We start from the raw sequence: 20,310 nt of genomic DNA on the forward strand, positions 1-20,310 counted from the left end.
CATTTCCATGAAAAAACTTCAATAGGATAAAAAAACTAATTTCCCTGACATTGCATGTTCATTTATACAAGGTATATGGACCTATGACATTCTTTACGTAGCAAAAAAGCCTACTCTTATGTAGGCTCTTATCCATCTTTACTTATGAGTCATACTCTTCATACTCACAACCGACATTCACAGTCATCAGATTGCGTTGCACGTAAATATACATCCTATGACAGTGCCAACATCGCGTTCATATCTTCTTCTGCTGTTGTAATTAACTTCAGACCAAACATATCCACGAGTAAATCCAAGACACCTTCCGATATGAACTCAGGCGGTTTTGGTCCAATTCGAATGTCCTGAATGCCAAGGCTGAACAGGCCAAGCAGGATCGCAACTGCTTTTTGCTCAAACCAGGACAGCACAATGCTGACAGGTAACTCGTTCACGGTACAGCTAAAAGCATCCGCCAAAGCCATGGCAATTTTCACCGTAGAACCGGAATTGTTGCATTGACCCAGGTCGATATAACGCGGTATGCCCGTATCTCCAACCGTACCATAATCCACATCGTTGAAGCGGAACTTGCCACAGGAGGTTGTCAGAATTACAGTATCATTAGGCAAGGATGTCGCGAGTTCACGATAATAGTTACCGCCTTTGCCTGGTGCATCACAGCCTGCGATAACGAAGAAACGACGGATATGGCCGTCTTTCACCGCTTGAATAATCTCGGGCGCAAGCCCAATCACGGTCTCATGATGGTATCCTGTCGTTAAGACTTGCTCCGATTGTACATTAGCCGCAGGTAGTGACAATGCACGTTCAATCAGAGGTGAGAAGTCATCCTCTGTAATCTTGGCAACCCCCTCCAGACCCGCCACTTCGTACGAGAAAAAACGGTCTGCATACGTGCCTTTGATCGGCATGACACAGTTGGTCGTTGCAAGAATAGCACCCGGGAATTGTTCGAAGAGTCTTCTTTGATCATACCAGGCTTTGCCAATATTGCCCTTGAGATGGGCATATTTCTTCAGCGCCGGATACCCGTGCGCAGGCAACATTTCCGAGTGGGTATAGATGTTGATTCCTTTCCCTTCAGTTTGACGAAGCAACTCCTCCAATGCATACAGATTATGTCCCGTCACCACGATGCACTGTCCTTCGATCTGATTCTGGCTAACCGTAATTGGTTGTGGTACACCAAAACGGTCCGTGTGCGCACGATCCAGCACATCCATAATGCGGATTGCTGCATTACCTACCTTCATCGCCATCTCCAGATGTTCCTGTACATTAAAATTCGAGTTCGTTAATGTCATATATAATGCCTCATGTGTAATCCGATCCACCTCAGGATCATGATATCCCAACTGGCGTGCATGTGTCGCATAAGCAGCGATGCCTTTTAACGCAAAAATCATCGTATCCTGCAAACTTGCGATTGTTTCGTTTTTACCGCATACCCCTACCACGGTGCACCCGCCACTCGGCGTCTGTTCGCACTGATAACAAAACATATGGGTTCCCCTCCAAACTTAGATTAAACGCGGTTCGTTATGTAATAGCGTAACAGACCCTGATATGAGCTAGTGTGATGGTGCACACAGTTTCTGATCCAATATCTATATATGGTTCTCCAGACTATCATCCAAACTGACTGGAAATAATAACATTCGAAAAAAGGCATATCTCGGATCATTATGAAAAATACTGTGTACAGCTAAAAACGTATAAATCCATAATCTTAAAAAAATACGGAAATGAAACGATTCTAGATTTTGCCCGTAAGGGTAATACACAGAGAAATCTAATATTCAAGGAGCTGGTCAATTGCAACATTACAGACACAGTGCGGAGGAAACCCTTCAGGATGTACAGAGTTCCTCCAAGGGACTCACGACATCCGAAGCTGCCAAGAGACTTGAAACGGAAGGATATAACGAGTTAAAAGGGAAAGATGCAACACCAGTCTGGAAACTGTTCCTCGAAAATTTTAAAGATCCGATGGTCATCGTGCTGCTGATTGCAGCCGCGGTACAGGTTGTCCTTGGACACCTGATTGAATCGTTGATCATATTCCTGGTTATTTTGCTCAACGCAGTGATCAGTGTAGTTCAGACCAAAAAAGCCGAGAGTTCGCTTGACGCGCTGAAACAAATGTCTGCACCTGAAGCCAAAGTCATTCGTGACGGGCAGAAAAAAACCATTCCAGCGAGGGAACTCGTTCCCGGTGATATTGTTATGCTGGATGCAGGTGATTATGTCCCGGCCGACGGACGTATCTTGGAATCAGGAAGTCTGAAAATCAACGAAGGCATGTTGACCGGCGAATCCGAAGCTGCGGAGAAACACGCCGATACCATCCCGGATGAAGCTCCTATTGGAGATCGTCGCAATATGGCCTTCAGTGGCTCATTGGTCGTATATGGAAGGGGCATGCTTGTCATTACAGGTACGGCCCTCAAAACCGAAATCGGCAAAATTGCCGAACTGATTGAAAATGCCGAAGCCAAGAACACCCCATTACAGCGCAAGTTGGAATCATTCAGCAAAAAACTGGGCTTTTTCATCCTGGGCTTGTCGATTCTCATCTTTGGCATTGAAGCCGGTCGTGTATGGTTGACCGAAGGTACGGAGAATATCGGGCCTTCCATCGTAAATGCACTGATGTTTGCCGTAGCTGTTGCGGTTGCTGCCATTCCTGAGGCGTTATCCTCCATTGTGACTATCGTATTGTCACTCGGAACAAATAAGATGGCCAAACAACATGCGATCATTCGCAGACTGCCTGCCGTGGAAGCTCTCGGTTCTGCCAGTATCATCTGTACCGATAAAACAGGAACACTAACTCAGAACAAGATGACTGTCGTGGATTATTACATTCCCCATGGCACCAAGGACGAATTCCCCGATGATCCCGATCAGTGGTCGGAAGAGGAACGACGTCTGTTACATATTGCAGTGCTCTGCAATGATTCGAATATTAACCAGGAAGGCAAGGAATTGGGTGATCCAACCGAAGTGGCCCTCATTGCCTTCAGCAACCGGGTGAACAAGGATTACAATGAAATCCGTGACCAGTTCCCGCGTGAAGCTGAGCTTCCTTTTGACTCGGATCGAAAGCTCATGAGTACGGTGCATACCTTCGAGGGACAGACGGCTTTGCTGACCAAAGGTGGACCAGATGTGCTGTTCAGCCGCTGTAGTCATGTATTTATCAACGGTGAGGTTCAGCCCCTTACACCCGAGATTCGCACACAGTTTGAAGAAAAAAATGAGGCCTTCTCCAAACGTGCCTTCCGTGTGCTGGCCTATGCGTACAAAAAATTCGATGATAAAAACCAGGTCACCATTGATGACGAGCATGATCTGACACTTGTTGGTCTGACAGCGATGATTGACCCACCGCGTGAAGCGGTATACGGTTCTATTGAAGAGTCCAAAAAAGCGGGCATTCGCACCATCATGATCACTGGAGATCACAAAACGACGGCTCAGGCCATCGGTGTGGATATCGGCCTTGCCGAACCGGATGATCTCGCCATTACCGGTGCTGAACTGGACAAAATGTCCGATGAGGAGCTGGATCAACAACTCGAACATATCTCGGTTTACGCAAGGGTATCTCCTGAAAACAAAATCCGGATTGTTCGTGCTTGGCAGCGTAAAGGCAAAGTGGCTGCCATGACCGGAGATGGAGTTAATGACGCACCTGCGCTGAAACAAGCCGACATCGGTGTAGCGATGGGTAGCGGAACAGATGTCGCCAAGGATGCGGCTGCCATGATTCTGACGGATGATAACTTTGTCTCCATTGTGAATGCGGTCAGTGTTGGACGGATGGTATTTGATAACATCAAAAAAGCCATCGCATACCTGTTCGCCGGTAACCTCGGCGCCATTATCGCCATTTTGTTTGCCTTGATCGTCGGCTGGGTTAATCCATTTACGGCCCTTCAGCTGCTGTTCATCAATCTGGTGAACGACTCCCTGCCTGCCATTGCTTTGGGTACAGAGAAACCCGAGCCAGATGTCATGCGGCGTAAACCGCGCGATATCAACGAAGGCATCTTCGCAGGCGGAACCCTGCAAGCTGTGATTACACGCGGTGTCCTGATTGGTGCAGCTGTTATCGTATCCCAATATATTGGACTTGGTATTTCGGAGGAAATCAGTGTGGCTATGGCCTTCACAACCTTGATTCTGGCACGCAGTCTGCAAACTTTTGCAGCACGTTCCAATACACAAACCATCTTCCAGGTGGGCTTTATGACCAATAAATTCGTGCTTGGCTCCATTCTGGTATGTCTCTGTCTCTATGCAATTACACTGATTCCAGGTGTTCGCGGCGTCTTCGCCATCCCGGATACTTTCGGCTGGAATGAGTTCCTGATTGCAGGCGGACTTGCTCTTGCTGCCGTCATTCTGATGGATGTCATCAAGTGGATTCGCAATCGCGGCAAACAAGTTACTGCGGCGTAAGATCTGCAGTCATAACATGCACAAACAGGCGCCCGTTATCGGAGCGCCTGTTTGTTTACATTTTTTCACACATACAAAGAGTACACTTCTCATGCATACTGATGTTTTCTAAGGCATCCTCGCAAAATGGTTAAGCATTAAGTTGGTGTCTATATACCAACCAACAGATGGACAAGATAAGGATACATAATCCCCAGGATACCGAGGGAATGGTCGCCGACCAGTTGAACTTTTCTTTTCCTTTTGAACCATTTGTTAATCCAGATGCTATCAGAGCCACTCCAATAATTAAGCCGATCTGGGCAAACAATAACAAAATTCCTTCTACCATGTAGATAACTCCCTCACATAATACGCTATTAATTTGAACATCATTAGCAATTAATAAGTCCGCTTTCTAACTGTATCTAATTATCCCTGTTTAATGCCAAAAGCGATCCATCGTCCATCAACATCCTCGATCACAAACTCCTTGTTATTATAGTCTGTGTGATTAAGGACACGTACGATTTTCACATCAGCGTTGATCAATTCCTGTTGAAGCTCTTCCTGGTTCTTGGTAATAAAGTATGCATCATATCCATAGCCATATAATTCTCTGTTGGGTAAACTTTCTGCCCATTGCTTTGGGTTAAAATAATCTCGGTAAGATCACGATACAGGCAGATATGAGGTTCCGCGGCATCGAGATATTCGACCACCCGAAAGCCCATCTTTTCTTCATAAAACTGCGCCGTTCGCTTCATATCCAGAGTCGGAAATACGCTGTGGGACATTAATAATAAATAATTCATACTGTAAACTCCTTAAAATATAATCAAATCCAGTTATGTATTCAAACTGATGTATTCCAACCATCATTTTACCCAATTTCAGGGAACTAGTCTATAAATTCCGATTCTACGTCTCTTAAATTTCACTTATACTGCGCAATATACAGTATGACATTATTGCCATATGATAAATTTGAGTGTAAAATGATATATTGCTTTTCATCATATTTTCATCAAAGCTCAATCCGAATTCATATTCATACCAAAGACAGGAATGGTACCGTGAAAGATAAAATTGTCATGCCACTCTGGACGTGCTGTTTGTTCATCGTTGTGATGAATACCACCATGTTCAATGTTTCTTTGCCAGTCATTATTCATGATCTGCAGATTACCTCGGACCTGGGGTCTTGGGTCATCTCAAGTTATTCGATTGGTTACGCTCTGTCGACGGTGATTTACAGTCGATTGTCAGACCGTATCCCGGTACGCAAACTGCTAACGGTCGGGCTCCTGATCCTGGGGTTATCTTCATTGCTGGGGTTGTTCGCGCATAACTTCGCGATCTTGTTGCTGACACGCATTCTGCAATCTGCGGGTGCAGGGGTGATGGCCGGTCTGGGCCTCGTCATTGCGAGTCGTTACATCCCGCTGGAACGACGCGGAGCTGCCATCGCTCTCATCTCATCAGGTAGCGCCATGGCTTTTGGACTTGGCCCCATTGTCGGCGGACTCATTAGCGAGTACTGGGGCTGGAACGGACTTTTTGCCATAACCGTGCTTGTCCTGCTCGCCCTGCCTGTATTACTCTATTTTCTCCCACGTGAATCCGTCAAAACAGATCAGCCGTTCGATGTTATTGGTGCCATATTAACCGTCATTAATGCCACTACACTTCTGGTAGCGATCACCCAGCAATCCTGGTTATGGTTCGCCATAGGCGTTATCTCGCTTATTGCACACCTCTTGTATATCCGTAAAGCGAATCTGCCGTTTGTGAATCCACAAGTATTCCGAACGCCAGGATACACCCGGTTAATCCTTATCGGATTCTGCGTGCTGGTGGTGAATCTGGGCAATCTGTTTTTGATGCCACTGGTGCTTGCTGATCTATATGGGCGCTCTTCGCTCGCCATTGGTTTGCTGATTGCTCCCGGAGCCATTGTTGCAGCATTCTGCACCCGTTTCGTTGGACGGTGGATCGACCGTTATGGCAATATGCGATTTATGATCATCGGACACATTCTGCTCGCCGCTGTACTTGCCCTATTCATGCTTGGACTTGATCAGTCCGCCTTGATCATTACCAGTGGTTATCTCTTTTTCTCACCGGCACTCTCAGCATCTATGGCTTCCTTGAATAATGAAGCGTCACGTGTGCTTCCCAAAGCCCAGATTGGTTCAGGCATGGGGATGTTACAATTGATCCAATTCTTCGGTGGTTCGGTGTCTGTAGCCGTGTGTGGGCTGCTGCTGCACAGCATTCCGGGAGTCTCGGTCGAGGAAGCTTATCATGTAGTGTATGCTTGTCTGTTGATCATCTGTGTTGTTTCACTCGGGCTGACCATCTGGCATAGCAGAGCTTCACGCTCAAGCATTAAACCTGTTACATTGGACAATTGATAATTGATGTTTAAAGTTCAGAACCAAAAAGGCCCGCGCCAAGCGCGAGCCTTTTTTAGTTTGGAACAGAAATGCCGTTTTTTTTAAAAGTGGATCACTCAATGAACTTGAATTTACCGGTTAATTTCCTGATTTCGTCCTACAGCAGCATGCCAACTATTTACCGTCCAGTGCAAACTTCCAGGCCTCCATTATGCTAATTGGGGCTTTACTACTGCTCTCGCCGTCACCTTCCTGCGTCCAAAGTGGTGGGTAATACGCAAATACTTGACCTGTCTGTAGCTGAGACATATCCTCTTGCCAGCCTTTCCAGCGAAAGGTCTGATAGAACTGCTCCAGATCGCCATTCGCCAGCCAGTTGATGAAACCTGAATATGCAAGTTCTGTCGATTCCCATTCGAGTGTATCCGGTGCAAAATAATAAATGTTACCCGTGCGGCCATACTTGCCTGTATCCAGTCCGAAGAAACCGCCTGCCGCATCGTATGCAACGACCATCATGCCTTCCAGTACATCTACCCAAGGTTGCTCACTCACACCATTCCAACTGGTGAGACTCCCCGATGTACTGTCACCACCAGCACCAAGCAGCGTGATCCAGCCATGGTCCAGTACAATACCTTCTGTCTCATAAGCAACAGCCCCCAAATAGGATTTGGTGCTTATTTGCAGACGATAGAGGGTATCCTCTCCAGCCTCTTGTTTTGCTGGAACATACACATATGTATTTTGCCCGCTATCCAGGAGTTCCTTGAGTTCTTCCCATGCGTGATTCTCCCGATCTACTAATTCAGCTATCGTTAATGTATTCATGAGCAGTCTCCTCGCTGATTTTATAAGAGCATATCATGGCTTATTAACCCGTTCAAATCTGCTATAATCTATCTTCAAAGCTAAATTCAAGGGGGAAACGATTTGATTCGCGTAGTTATACTTATAATTCCGATTCTGATGGTGCTCGTATCCGGTTGTCAGAATCATACATCTGCCATGAAGGAACCCGTTTCTGTTCAAAAGTCTGATCCCCAGGTCATCCATTACATATCACCCCAAGGAAACGACTCGAATAAAGGAACCATTCAATCTCCGTGGAAAACGTTGCAGCACGCAGCCGACCATGCTTCGCCAGGAAGCACGATTTATTTGCGTGAAGGTGTTTATCATCAGAAAGTCAAAATCACCCGGAGCGGTAATTCTTCCGCTAATCCAACCCTATTTTCAAGTTATCCTCAGGAGCAGGTTATCATTGATGGTAAAGGTTTATCTGTCCGGGGCATTGAAGGGTTAATTGAAATTGAAAATGCCAGTTATATCACGATTCAAAATCTTGAAATTCGTAATTTCACAACTACACTTGGGGGCCAAGTTCCAACCGGGATCTATGTCCATGGAGCAGGTGAGCATATTCAGCTGTTGAGCAACACCATACACGCGATCGCTAGTTACGCAACTCCTGAAGGTCCCGATTTGCGGGGCAGGGATGCCCATGGTATTGCCATTTATGGCACAGAGCACCCTCGAGCATTACGCGATATCATCATCAAGGATAATGAATTGTATGATCTTACACTTGGTTCAAGCGAGTCACTCGCAGTCAACGGTAATGTTGATACCTTTGCCATCCAGGACAATATCATCCATGATTCCGATAATATTGGTATTGATCTGATCGGGTACGAGGGTACGTCCGAGGATGATACATACGATCAAGCTCGGAACGGCATTGTACGAGGCAACGAAGTATACGATATTACGTCCAATAATAATCCCTCCTACGGTACAGACCTGCCCAATGATACCAACTCGGCGGGCGGCATCTATGTAGATGGCGGGAAGGATCATATCATCGACCAGAACCGGGTATATCGGAGCGATATCGGAATTGAGATTGCCTCAGAGCATGCCGGACGTTCAACCAGCAACATTACCGTGCGTGATAACCTGATTTATTCCAACAGATTGACGGGTATTGCCATGGGAGGTTACGACGAGGAACGAGGAGCTACCGAGGATAGCAAGATTATGTACAATACACTTGTGGGGAATGATACCCTGAATGCAGGCAATGGACAGTTATTCATGCAGTCACGGACAAAGAACAATACGTTCATGCGTAACATTCTCGTATCGGGCAGCTCGGAAGTACTGATATACAACGAATATACTAGCAATACCGGCAATGTGTTTGACCATAATGTCTATTACACACCAGGTGAGCAGGAAGATGCCCTGTGGGTTTGGAAAAGTAAAGCCTACTCCGGCGTCGCTGCCTACATCAAGGGATCTGGCAATGATGCACACTCCATATATGTGAACCCGGCATTTATGGATGAACCGAGCGAAGATTTTCGTCCTCAGGCGAATTCTCCGGCTAAGGCGTATGGTTACCTTGCTCCGCGATAAATTAACCCTGAGTCTGCCCATCTCAACTTAGTCAATCTGTGTCACGCAAATAAAAGGAGCCTGTGCATGTGGGATCATCTCCCTCATCATGCACAGGCTCCTTTTTGCTTTCTTTTGATGCAAACCAATTCTTAACTCTTTACCATCTGAGCTGCATGTGTCACCCGGTTTCGTCCTCCGGTTTTGGAGGCATACAGGGCGTTGTCCGCTCTTTGGAACAAGGACTTTTCCGTATCTTCCTCTACTACAGTGGCCGCACCGATACTCACAGTAATGTTATATTCACCCCAGTCGGCTGAAGCAACCTGTGAACGATATCGTTCTGCAATACCGATCGCCTGCTCCTCTTCACAATCTGGAAGAATGACAACAAATTCCTCTCCACCGTAACGTGCAACCACATCCGTACTTCTCGATACCGTTTGCAGCAGCCCTGCCAGATTGCCGAGCACCAGATCTCCGATCGGATGTCCGTACGTATCATTAATGCTTTTGAAATGATCAATGTCTACAACGAGAAGGGAGAAATAACGTTGTTTCTCCTGGAACATCATTAAACTTTCAAGCATTTTTTCCTGGAAAAACCTGCGGTTCTTCAATCCTGTCAACAAGTCGGTGGAGGCCAGTGTCTCCAACTGATCATTCACTTTGATTAACGCCTGCTCTTTAATTTTATATTCCTCATGCAGTCGTTCAAGCTCCTTGTTCGCTTCTTGCGTCGCTTGATACAGCTCCTGTAGTTTGGTTTTGGTATGCAAAATATCCTTCTCATGTTCGATTCGCTTACGCATGACTACAACGACACAATCTACCACACTTTCCCCGTTACGGGTCTGACGAACACCGTTAAGCAGCACGGGAACAGCCTGCTGATCACGAGTACGAAACGTGAAGAACATCTCGTCCACATGTCCATATAACTGGATGTAGGGATAGAAATACGTATGGAAAAACACCTTGTTGCTCACCGACATGGTGGACTCAATATGTTGCCCCACAAGCTCATCGCGTTCATATCCAAGCATCGTAAGCAAGGTTTGATTAATCGATTGTACGATGCCTGAATCTGAGATAGAGAAGTATCCACAGGGAGCCAGATCTAATTGTATATCCATGGAATAACGCCTTTCTACCGAGTTTTATGCACTCGTTAAATAATCCTTAATCATGCGGATCGTTTCTTCCGGTTGACTTAGATGCGGATAATGTCCCTTGGCCGTCATCTGTTGCAACCTGCTGTTCTTCAGATGAGCGTGCAAGTAATCCCCTACTTCAACCGGAGCAATGCTGTCATCCGAGCACTGAAGAATCAATGTTGGCACAGTTGCCTGCTCCAGATCAATACGACAGTCAGATAAAAACGTCACTTCAGCAAATTGTCTCGCAATATGCGGATCTCTGGAGCAGAAGCTTTTCTCCAACTCTTCCGTCAGCTCTTTCCGTTCCGGATTGTTCATCACAATGGGTGCCAGATAACTCGCCCACCCAATAAAATTCATCTGCATCATCTCAAGTAATTCATCGATATCATTCCGATCAAAACCTCCATAATAATTCGGCAGATCATTCACGTAACGTGGGGAGGGCCCTAACATTATAATTTTTTTGAAATATTTGGGGTTCTGAATCGATGCCAGCATACCAATCATACTGCTGACGGAATGCCCGACAAATATGGTGTCCTTTAGCTCAAGCGCTTCCATAACTTCCAGCACATCCTGGGCGTATCCTTGAAGATTGCTATATTTGATAGCATCATAATAGTTAATTTGAGATTCGCCAGATCCAACATAATCAAACAACACCACACGGTAGTTCTCCATAAAACCTGGAACAATGTAACGCCACATATCCTGATCACATCCAAAACCATGAGCAAATACAATCGTTTGGCTACCCGAGCCAAGTACCTTAACATTATTTCTTACAAGTACATCAACCGTCATTGCATATCACCTCTCCGAGGTAGTATTCACTTGAATCATTTTATCTGATTATTATACCGGAAAATGTTGGGATATGAATTAAAAATTATTAATAACTTCTCTCATCCACCAAAAAATCATGAACCCCTGCTCTGAATATGCGCTTTACAATCTGACCATCGTCAGGTAAAATCAGTCCAACATGTCGCGCGACAGAGATTAACATTACGGAGGAAAACCATGAGTACTTCAACACATAGCTCTACACCTCAGCAACTCTGGGGAAGATCATTCCTATTTATCATGTTAGCCAACGCATTATTGTTTATGGCCTTTGAAATGTTGCTTCCCACCTTGCCTTTGTTTGTCTCAAGTCTTGGTGGCGAAGCCTCCCAAATTGGGCTTGTTACCGGCGTATTTATGTTTTCCGCCATCTTGATTCGACCCTTCACATCTGTTTTAGCAGCTCGAATAGATAAGAAGTATCTGTTAATTATCGGCATCACTATCTGTGCATTAATGACAGGCGCATACTACCTATCGTCAGGTATTTGGATGATTCTTGTATTTCGAGTGATCCACGGATTCGGATTTGGTTTGGCAACGACATATTTTGCAACGATTGCCACTGAAAACATACCAAGAGATCGCCGGGGAGAAGGTATGGGGTATTTCGGCGTAGGGGAGACGGTCGCTATATCCATCGGTCCTTTGATTGGAACAAGCCTGTTGTTTAGGTACGACTACCAGAGCCTGTTTATGGGAGGTATGTGCATTTTGCTGTTAGCTCTCCTGATGACAGTGTTTGTATCCAGAAAGCCGAAAACAGAAGGTAGTAGCGAGTCTATGCAAACTCATGTCCCTTCGGTGAAACTGATTGAAAAGAAGGTACTCTTCCCTTCCCTTCTCATTATGCTCGTTGGTATTGCAGCGGGTTCAATCATGTCCTTTGTGGCTTTATTCGCCGCCGAAAGAGGGTTCGAGAATATAGCCTGGTTTTTCTTCATAGTCGCCATCGCAAGCTTCGCCGTTCGACTGTTCTCGGGGAAAATGTTTGATCGATGGGGACCAGGTTCCGTGTTGTTACCTTCTGCCGTGTTTGCAATCGCGGGGCTACTGGTTCTGATTATCGCCCAGAGTGATGTGCAATTCCTGATCGCCGGTGCTTTATACGGCTTTGGTTTTGGTGCCATATTCCCGGCGATTCAGACCTGGTGTGTGAATCTTGTAGAAGAACATGAGCACGAAAGTGCGATGGCTTCCTTCTTTAATTTTTTTGACCTCGGGATTGGTGGTGGCTCGTTGATTCTAGGCGTGGTGGCTTCTGCACTTTCCTATACGGTGGTGTATGCTATCTCTATAGGCATTTTTGTGGTATATATCTTGTTATATTTGGTATACTCCCAAAAACAGCAGAGGTATACAGCTCGCCAACTGGAGGTAGACATTGAGTAAAAAAAGAATCAAAGAAATTGCCATTCAACATTTTAATCGTCTGGGTTACGAGGGGACCAAGATGGCGCAGATTGCCGAAGAGGCAGGCATTCGCAAACAATCCCTGGCTTATCACTATTCATCCAAAAAAGCGTTATTGCTGGAGTTATATGAGGAAGTTGTGCAGGAGGAACAGCAGTTTGTACGCCAATTTTTCAGTGAGTCTGTTACCCAAACTCTGGATCAGCAGTTATATGCCTTTTTGCATGAACACAAAAATCGCTTTCTGACTCACCCAAACGTTGCTTTTATGTATATATTGTCCTTTATCACACCGCTGGAGGTGCATGATTTTGTGCTGGCCCAGTATCGAACGTACCTCGGGACACTGAAGGAAGAGCTGGCAGCCGTATTTACCAGACATTCCGATATACGCCTGAGTCCGGAAGAAGCCACCGTAGCTTTTGTCACCGTGATGGATGGATTGGATGTACAGCTCGTGTATGAGACACGGCAATCCTATGAACAAGCTTTGGCGATCACCTGGAATGTCTTCTGGTCAGGCATCCAGCGTTAACGGATCAATTACGATCAGACTACACAAATAAGAGGGGCGTCCCGCCAGCCATGTTGATGACTTTTGGGACAACCCCTCTATTCCTCTATTTCACAGTTAGGATCACACGTTGATAATGCTTCAACTGATGCTCTCCATCATCCTGTACTTCGGCAACGATATGAAGAGTATCACCCGATTTGGCATCGTCAGGAACGGTAAATGTCACCGCTTCAGTGTCACTGCCCTGCAATTTTATCGTATCCACCTGCTCATCCTTGGCAAGTTCACGATGTAATCCAAGCTGCAGGTCACCCGCCATTTCAGGCTGAACTTTGTTCGGTGTTACTTTGGAATCCTCATAAGTGTCCGCTTCGAAATATCTCCACCACGTATAGGTCAGTTGATCTCCATCCGGGTCTTTACCCTCCGCGTGAAGAGTAACTTCCTCCCCAGGACTTACACTCAGATCCAGCCCTTCCTTAATCGTTAAAGACGGATTATGGTTGGCACCTTCGTAAGTGTCTGCAACTGCCCAGTCTGAACGTGCTGCAAAATCATCCTGCACATCGTCAAACCATCTCATCAGAGAGTATTCGGCTTCATAGCGTTTGGTGTACGGATCGTAATCAAGCACATTGTTTCTAAACAGCTTGTCGTTCACAACTCCAAAGCGTCCACCCCAACCGCCGTAGGAAGGGTCTTCCATACTGCGCAGCCCATTATCAATCAGATAAAAGAAGGATGGAGAATCACCCTCGGATATAAAATCGTATTTGTCATATTGCGGATTGTTCTTGAGATATTCAGCACTTCCCCGCTGTTCTTCAGCCAGTTCGCCTTCGATCATTTTACCGTCACCCATCGATGCATACATATCCATCAGCTTGCCATGTCCGTTCAGAATATTCTTGACCATCCAGTCGCCATGAAGCTTGCTGTTCACTTCTTCGGCATGCATCTTCCATGCATAGGCAAAATGCCAGAAGTTCGATTGGTCGTTAAGAATGCGGATATCCGGCCAATTCTTCGCAATGTATTCGTTGTAACTGTCATCCTGATCCAGAATGATATACAGGACCAGTTTGTCGCTGACTTTTTTGCGGATCGTCTCCCACTCAGCTGTGTCTTTGTACTGTTCCTCAATAGATTTTAGCGCTCTGGCCGTGGTATTGGTGCCACCCCATGTCTGAACAATCAGGTCTCGGGAATCATCGTCGAGGAAAAGAGTTTCGAGGAATTCGGAACCTTCGGTTTCCTTCTCCATCTCCCCTTTATCGGATATATTACCGATCTTCGTCATCGCTCGAAGCTGTTCCGGCTCCGGATAACCTTCCGCATGTTTGGACAAGTTCGGGTAGATCTCGCCATAGGCATCGATCATATCGTACACCCACTGTGTGCCTGTCCAGCGGAACGGCTTGATCCCTGCTTCCTCGTCTCCAGCATAATGATACACCGAGCTGGTTAGTACAATTCCGGCAAGGTCCATCTCATTCGAATATAAGAGGAAACGAATGACGGAGTTCATATCATCCACTTCACCGTCGGTTGTAATCACTGTTCTGCCTTTGGCAGTTTGGTTGTTTGCAGGTTCCTGGGTTTCATTCTCTGTCTGCTCTGTCGCCTGATTCGGTGTGTCACTCGCGGTTTGTGGCGCTTTGGATGCACACCCACTAATCACCAGGATTATACTGAGACAACCTGCGGCAAAACCGTTTAACCATTTTCTCTTGTTCATAATGCTCCCCTTTCTTCTGTAGCATGATGTTATTGTTGGGTTGGAATAAGTACGTCCTCTGTTTTTCTATCCTTAATATGGACCGTAGAATGCAAAAAAACCCGAACAACATTATGAATGGAACAAAGTCCACGCATAGTGATGTTCAGGTTTTGCCTGCCCGAAGCAGTAACAATCCTTATTTGAGTGAAAGTATATCATGTCCACTCATGAATGTAAACGTATTCAAATATTTTTTTGAATTTATCTTTGATATAGTATAATGCTTATAGCCAAGAATCAAACGAATCGGCCTGTTATTATATCAATGTTATTAGGAGGACTCTGACATCATGCAACAACTGGATGCGGCCTTGAGCCGTTTGGTGGAACAGCAGGATTTATATAATGAAGCTTATGGACTTTTCAAAAATCATGATCTGCGTCCCCGCGAACAACATCACCAGCCGGAAGTGGATACACGAATACCTCTTTCTCCAGAACTTCAGTATCTGTACAGTCATTATGAAATGATGGATGCGGATGCGGAAGGTACACTCAAAATGAAAAATGCCGCCATCGAAATCGGTGATGCCGCACTGATTTCCTTTGTCGCACCTGAACATCTGCTTCGTCAGCAACTGGGGTTCCGCTGGATTGGCATGAATGAACCTTATGAGGAGTCCTCCACTTGGCCAAAAAATCACGTCGTCATCGCAAACTTTAACGATGATCCGTTAATTGTAGATGTGGAAGCACCAAACTCTCCCGTATATGCCGCTTTTACAGGTGGAGAACCAAACCGTGTTGCTGATTCGCTGTCAGACTTTTTCAGTGCACTAGCCATCCTGATTGAGGCGGCGCGCACCTATGCCGGAGAAGTAAAAGATGAAGAAACCTATGAAACCAAGCCCGAGTATCTGGAGCATATGGAACCTTTATTGCAAGATCTGTTGGGAGAAGAGTATACCTCTCATCTTTTCGAGTATCTGTCCTTTTGTTAAAACAGTGAATTGAAGGAATTGGAGGGGCGCCCATATGATCTATGTGGCTTTGCTACGAGGCATTAATGTAGGCGGAAATAATAAAATCAATATGAAGCAGCTGAAAGAAACATTTGAACAAGCAGGCATGCTGGATGTCGTTACCTATATCAACTCTGGCAATATTATTTTTGCCGATCATCAGGAACGTGCCAATGCGAATGTGGAGATATCCCATATGTTAGAACAGGCCATCGCCGCCGATTTTGGCTTACAGATCAGGGTAATGGTGCGGAATATGGATGAAATTCAATCCGTTATTCAGGCGCTGCCAGAAGAATGGGTTAATGATGACACAGCCAAAAGTGATGTGATGTTCCTATGGGATGAGATCAATGATCCCTCCGTGCTGGACCAACTGCCCATCAAACCGGAAATCGGTACACTGATCTATGTTCCCGGAGCGATTTTATACTCAGTCAGCAGAGAAGATGCATCCAAAAGTGGCATGAACAAGCTTGTGGGATCCAAAGTCTATGCTTATATGACGGTTAGAAATGTGAATACCACACGTAAGATCTATGCCCTGATGCAAGCAGCAGCAGACAAATAATACAGACAGGTGGAGATGATGTCACGCAGCTTGTCGCAATTGGAGGTAGTCTAATGAACAGAGCATGGACATTAAACGTCAGCGTCCGATCCGTAGAACGGGAACCTTTCTGGTATGCACCCCAGACTCCCTGGCAGATACTGGGACAAGGTTTTCGAGTGAAATTCCATACCAATAGGGCAATCGACTTGCTTGCTCAAGATCGACTGCTTGTTACCGTTGGTGAGGAAGGTACCGCGAACTGGGCTGCTTTTATCGGAACAGTCGTGGAATGCGAACCAGACTCTCTCCTGCTCTATACAAGTCCTCAGTACGAGGCACAGTTAATGGATATTCGGAGGTTGGAACGTGAATTTTCTCCCTTGGCTTCCATTCTCGGAGCGCAACATGTAATCGAAACTCTGGGCTATTTCCCTCCTTTCCATTATGACGAAATTACGGATGTGCAGCTGGAAACAGTCCAAAATATACAATCCCTCTCTCTTGTGCTATCGCATAATACTGATCAGGAATGGGAACAGCAGGTGCACTTTTATTTTGAACATATTCAGCAAGAGATGTTCTCCCCTGTGGAGGCATCTAACGTTTGTTTACAGCTAAGTTTCACTTATGCAGCCGATCAGATTCGTGTTAACTTGGATGCCGTATCCGGCTTCTCCGCTACATTCCTATGCAGCACAATTCATATTCAATTCCATTAACCCGGTTATGTAAAAAATCCCTTCATGGGACAACATGGAGGAACATCTTTACAGATGTTCTTCCATGCTTATTACCACAAAGGGATAGCTCAACTTCTTCAGCTACATATTTTGCATCTGGTTTAGTCAATTTGAATGCGTCTGCGAGATTGATCATCACCAGGTCGTTTCGGAATCTCGAGCTTCAGCACACCTTCTTCCAATTTGGCCTTAATGTGCTCCTCATCAATATGATCAACATAGAATCGCCGGATAAATTCGCCGGAACGGCGCTCCTGCCGTATGATTCGATTGGAGTCATCCTTCTGCTCCACCACATCATTGCGTTTGGCACGAATAATCAATTCATTACCTTGAACCTGTATGTCGATGTCCTCTTTGGCAATGCCCGGAAGCTCGGCTTCTACCGAATATTTGTCTTCTTCCTCACGAATGTCGGTCCGGAAAGGCTGGGAGCCAGTTCCAAAAGGGGAGAGGAATGAGTTCTCAACCATGTCATTGAAGGATTTCAACATGTGTCCGAACGGGTCTTCATTTCGTTTACGAAACGGAATCAGATCAAACATGAAAATCAGCTCCTTTTGTGTGGTTGGTTTATTGGTGTTGCTTACATTGATTATTATAATACCCTTGCAAATAAGGCTCAAAGTCCGTAAAAGACGAAAAAAACCGATTTTCTTTCATCATGGTTCACTATTTTAAAATAGATCCTTTTTTCTTTTATTTTGACCTTATTTGATCTTCTGACTTTGTCTGACTATAACGAATGAATGGGGTCCGTTACAGTATTGGATTCATTTTTCCTCATTCCCAGCATCATGATTGCCAGCAAGACAACCAGAACAGCTACGAGCATAAATGGAACATGTTTGTCCACCTGATAAAGTGTCGTTGTAAGTAAAGGCGTAATGACGGCGGATATCCCCTGAATCGCTGCTACCAATCCCGCTGCACCTCCCTGCTGTTCTTTGCTAACTGCCAGCGAAGCACCTGCCATGAACCCCGGCATCATCAGACCCGAACCCATGCCAAACAGGAAAAACGAGAAATAATACATGGATAACACATTGAAGACTAAAAACAGGATCATGCTTGCGATCAGGAAAAGGGACCCGAGCAAAATCATCGGGCGGGGCTGCCATTTCAACCACTTCATCTGAATGACCTGCATGATCAACATCGCTGCTCCAGAGAACATGAGTCCAAACGAAACCATTCGGGCCGTCGCCGCTGAGGATAGAGCCAGTTGATCCTGAAAATAAAATCCCCCGACAACCTGCAATGTCATGATACCCATCATCGTGACCAAGCCGGCAGCAAGGTACATTCGTAAACCACGTTGGAACGGGTTTACTTTAGGCGGTTTTGCCTGAATGACCGGTTTGGCTGACGGGATTAACAGCAAGGCAATAATAAACGCAGCTATCGCTATAAAAATGCCGAAATAAAGCGGCCAGAGCAGACCGATGAGGGTAAATGCTCCTGCAATCGCAGGTCCAAATACAAGGCCAAGTCCATTCGCAGCGCTGATAATCGCCATCCCACTTCCCCGCTCCTCCCCTTCTGTCACATCACCCATATAGGCCTGGGCAGAAGAAAGTACGGCAGGAATAAACATGCCAATCAGACTGCGCGTCACAATCAGAAGGGTTAACAGGAGCCCTCCTCCGATCCATGCATTTAATCCCCCGTACAATGCCAGAGCAAATAATGCACAGCTCACAGACATGCCTATGAACCCAATCAATATGATGGGTTTTCTACCCTTCAGATCACTCCATCTGCCCCATACCGGAGCCATGACAGCCATCATAATGGACCCAAGCGAGATAATAAGACCGGAATGACTTTCTTTCATGCCCAACTCGCGAATAAGTGGTGGCATAATGGGTGCAATTAGCATCAGACCCAACATGGCTGCAAATACGCTAAAAAAAATACTTCCTCTGATTCTATTCATATTTGTACACTCCTCTATATTTCAGTACAGTACCCACTGTACCTGGAGTATACAAGGCTGAGAGAATTCCCACTGCCTCTATACGGAACAATTCACGGCAAGACGGATTTATTAATAAATCTTTTTCATCTCGGAAGGCTTCACGCCGAATTTGCGATAAAATTGCTGCGAAAAGGCACTGACATTGCTGTAACCGACCGCAATGGCGGCCTCGGTGACGTTGTTATTCTGATTGCGCAGCAACTTCATGGCGTTGTCGAGACGAACCTGACGCAAATATTCGAACACCGTGCTTCCGAAAAGTGCCTTGAATCCTTTTTTTAATTTAAAATCGTTAAGACCTACTTGTCTGGACAATGCTAGCAAAGATGGAGGATCTACCATACAGGCCTCCATAATCTCCCGTGCCGTATGTAACTTCCGGATGTCCTCTCTGGAGAATCCCGCGGGAATTGGCGCCAGATCAAACAATTGGATCATAAATCGATTCAAGATTTCCAAGGCTGTCGCTTCCATCATTAAGGATGATCGATAACTATTGTTTAATTCCACAATCAAACTGTCGATCATTGTTCGTATCCGGTTATCCAATTGAAATACAATTGGCTTGAACACTTTTCGTCCTAACACCTGATTAAACGCAATTGGCTTAAAACTGCCCAGTTGCGCCGCGGCATAATTGAATAGAGAAACCGGAATCCCCAGCGAAAAGGACGTATACAGCTCCCTTGCCGGAGGATGAAACCACGCTTCGAAATCATGCATAAAAATAAGGGCCCCTTGCCCTATCGATAATGAATAATCCTGACCTGATATATCCACATGTCGCTCTCCTGATAAGGCAAATTGCAATTCCACAATGGGTGTCTCTGACGCAAAATACGTAGGATAAGGCTGATGATATTCAACCTGGGAATATAAAATCTCAATGCCACTGTATGTTGTCACTCTTTTGACCTTACCGCTACCCGCCTTGGGAGAGAGCAGATACGTGTGTTCATCTTGCTGACTGTAAGGTTCTTGGGTCAGGTAATGCTGATATACTACGCCTAATGCATCATCCGTGCGCATGGGTATTCACCTCGCCTATATCTTGATCAGACTTGTCAGTAAAGAAAGTCCGAATTAATTGATAATGATTCTCAA

General features: G+C 45.6%; 17 protein-coding genes and 1 pseudogene. 8 read left to right on the forward strand and 10 right to left on the reverse strand.

Annotation, left to right across the window (positions count from 1 at the left end; all coding sequences use genetic code 11):
* Positions 1–215: 215 nt before the first annotated feature.
* Entirely contained in the window at positions 216–1,508 is a 1,293-nt protein-coding gene (gene hcp / locus BS614_RS25590; protein WP_074096007.1) for a hydroxylamine reductase, read from the reverse strand.
* Positions 1,509–1,821: 313 nt separating this feature from the next.
* On the opposite strand from hcp, the gene BS614_RS25595 reads away from it, so the two are divergent.
* The gene (locus BS614_RS25595; protein WP_074096008.1) at positions 1,822–4,473 is read left to right on the forward strand and encodes a cation-translocating P-type ATPase; all 2,652 of its coding nucleotides are present in this window, start codon (positions 1,822–1,824) and stop codon (positions 4,471–4,473) included.
* A 130-nt stretch (positions 4,474–4,603) separates the two neighbouring features.
* Here the strand turns inward: BS614_RS25595 and BS614_RS25600 are convergent, their stop codons facing one another.
* Complete coding sequence (locus tag BS614_RS25600; RefSeq protein ID WP_074096009.1) at positions 4,604–4,804, reverse strand: hypothetical protein; 201 nt, start codon at positions 4,802–4,804, stop codon at positions 4,604–4,606.
* Between the two features lie 80 nt (positions 4,805–4,884).
* A pseudogene (locus BS614_RS25605) lies at positions 4,885–5,267 on the reverse strand (VOC family protein).
* Positions 5,268–5,528: 261 nt separating this feature from the next.
* On the opposite strand from BS614_RS25605, the gene BS614_RS25610 reads away from it, so the two are divergent.
* Complete coding sequence (locus tag BS614_RS25610; RefSeq protein WP_074096010.1) at positions 5,529–6,869, forward strand: MFS transporter; 1,341 nt, start codon at positions 5,529–5,531, stop codon at positions 6,867–6,869.
* 156 nt (positions 6,870–7,025) lie between these two features.
* Here the strand turns inward: BS614_RS25610 and BS614_RS25615 are convergent, their stop codons facing one another.
* Positions 7,026–7,682 (reverse strand): DUF2625 family protein, encoded by a 657-nt coding sequence (locus tag BS614_RS25615; protein WP_074096011.1) that lies wholly within the window; start codon positions 7,680–7,682, stop codon positions 7,026–7,028.
* Positions 7,683–7,784: 102 nt separating this feature from the next.
* Here BS614_RS25615 and BS614_RS25620 point away from each other — a divergent pair, with 102 nt between their 5' ends.
* Positions 7,785–9,272, forward strand: a complete 1,488-nt coding sequence (locus tag BS614_RS25620; RefSeq protein WP_074096012.1) for a right-handed parallel beta-helix repeat-containing protein — start codon at positions 7,785–7,787, stop codon at positions 9,270–9,272.
* A gap of 131 nt (positions 9,273–9,403) precedes the next feature.
* Here BS614_RS25620 and BS614_RS25625 read toward each other — a convergent pair whose 3' ends face one another.
* Positions 9,404–10,387 (reverse strand): sensor domain-containing diguanylate cyclase, encoded by a 984-nt coding sequence (locus tag BS614_RS25625; protein ID WP_074096013.1) that lies wholly within the window; start codon positions 10,385–10,387, stop codon positions 9,404–9,406.
* Between the two features lie 24 nt (positions 10,388–10,411).
* Positions 10,412–11,218, reverse strand: coding sequence for an alpha/beta fold hydrolase (locus tag BS614_RS25630; RefSeq protein ID WP_074096014.1), 807 nt, complete (start codon positions 11,216–11,218; stop codon positions 10,412–10,414).
* A 219-nt stretch (positions 11,219–11,437) separates the two neighbouring features.
* On the opposite strand from BS614_RS25630, the gene BS614_RS25635 reads away from it, so the two are divergent.
* Entirely contained in the window at positions 11,438–12,652 is a 1,215-nt protein-coding gene (locus BS614_RS25635) for an MFS transporter (RefSeq protein ID WP_074096015.1), read from the forward strand.
* Positions 12,645–13,208, forward strand: a complete 564-nt coding sequence (locus BS614_RS25640; RefSeq protein WP_047843882.1) for a TetR/AcrR family transcriptional regulator — start codon at positions 12,645–12,647, stop codon at positions 13,206–13,208. Before BS614_RS25635 ends, BS614_RS25640 begins: the two co-directional genes overlap by 8 nt.
* Positions 13,209–13,293: 85 nt before the next feature.
* On the opposite strand, the gene BS614_RS25645 is transcribed toward BS614_RS25640, so the two are convergent.
* Complete coding sequence (locus BS614_RS25645) at positions 13,294–14,928, reverse strand: DUF1593 domain-containing protein (protein ID WP_074096016.1); 1,635 nt, start codon at positions 14,926–14,928, stop codon at positions 13,294–13,296.
* 332 nt (positions 14,929–15,260) lie between these two features.
* Between BS614_RS25645 and BS614_RS25650 the strand changes: the two genes are divergently transcribed.
* From BS614_RS25650 to BS614_RS25660, 3 genes are read left to right on the forward strand one after another with little or no spacing between them, the layout of a single operon-like run.
* Complete coding sequence (locus BS614_RS25650; RefSeq protein ID WP_074096017.1) at positions 15,261–15,911, forward strand: hypothetical protein; 651 nt, start codon at positions 15,261–15,263, stop codon at positions 15,909–15,911.
* A 34-nt stretch (positions 15,912–15,945) separates the two neighbouring features.
* On the forward strand, positions 15,946–16,503 hold the full coding sequence (locus BS614_RS25655) for a DUF1697 domain-containing protein (RefSeq protein ID WP_074096018.1): 558 nt from the start codon (positions 15,946–15,948) through the stop codon (positions 16,501–16,503).
* A 53-nt stretch (positions 16,504–16,556) separates the two neighbouring features.
* Positions 16,557–17,204 carry an Imm50 family immunity protein gene (locus tag BS614_RS25660; RefSeq protein ID WP_074096019.1) on the forward strand — a complete coding sequence of 216 codons (648 nt, stop codon included), beginning with the start codon at positions 16,557–16,559 and terminating at the stop codon, positions 17,202–17,204.
* 122 nt (positions 17,205–17,326) lie between these two features.
* Here BS614_RS25660 and BS614_RS25665 read toward each other — a convergent pair whose 3' ends face one another.
* The 3 genes from BS614_RS25665 to BS614_RS25675 form a co-directional block, all read right to left on the reverse strand.
* Positions 17,327–17,770, reverse strand: coding sequence for an Hsp20/alpha crystallin family protein (locus BS614_RS25665; RefSeq protein WP_074096020.1), 444 nt, complete (start codon positions 17,768–17,770; stop codon positions 17,327–17,329).
* A gap of 191 nt (positions 17,771–17,961) precedes the next feature.
* Positions 17,962–19,164, reverse strand: a complete 1,203-nt coding sequence (locus tag BS614_RS25670; RefSeq protein WP_074096021.1) for an MFS transporter — start codon at positions 19,162–19,164, stop codon at positions 17,962–17,964.
* A 111-nt stretch (positions 19,165–19,275) separates the two neighbouring features.
* Positions 19,276–20,235 (reverse strand): helix-turn-helix transcriptional regulator, encoded by a 960-nt coding sequence (locus BS614_RS25675; protein ID WP_074096022.1) that lies wholly within the window; start codon positions 20,233–20,235, stop codon positions 19,276–19,278.
* Positions 20,236–20,310: the final 75 nt, after the last annotated feature.

Origin of the sequence: Paenibacillus xylanexedens (assembly GCF_001908275.1) — a bacterium.
Lineage (GTDB): Bacteria > Bacillota > Bacilli > Paenibacillales > Paenibacillaceae > Paenibacillus > Paenibacillus xylanexedens_A.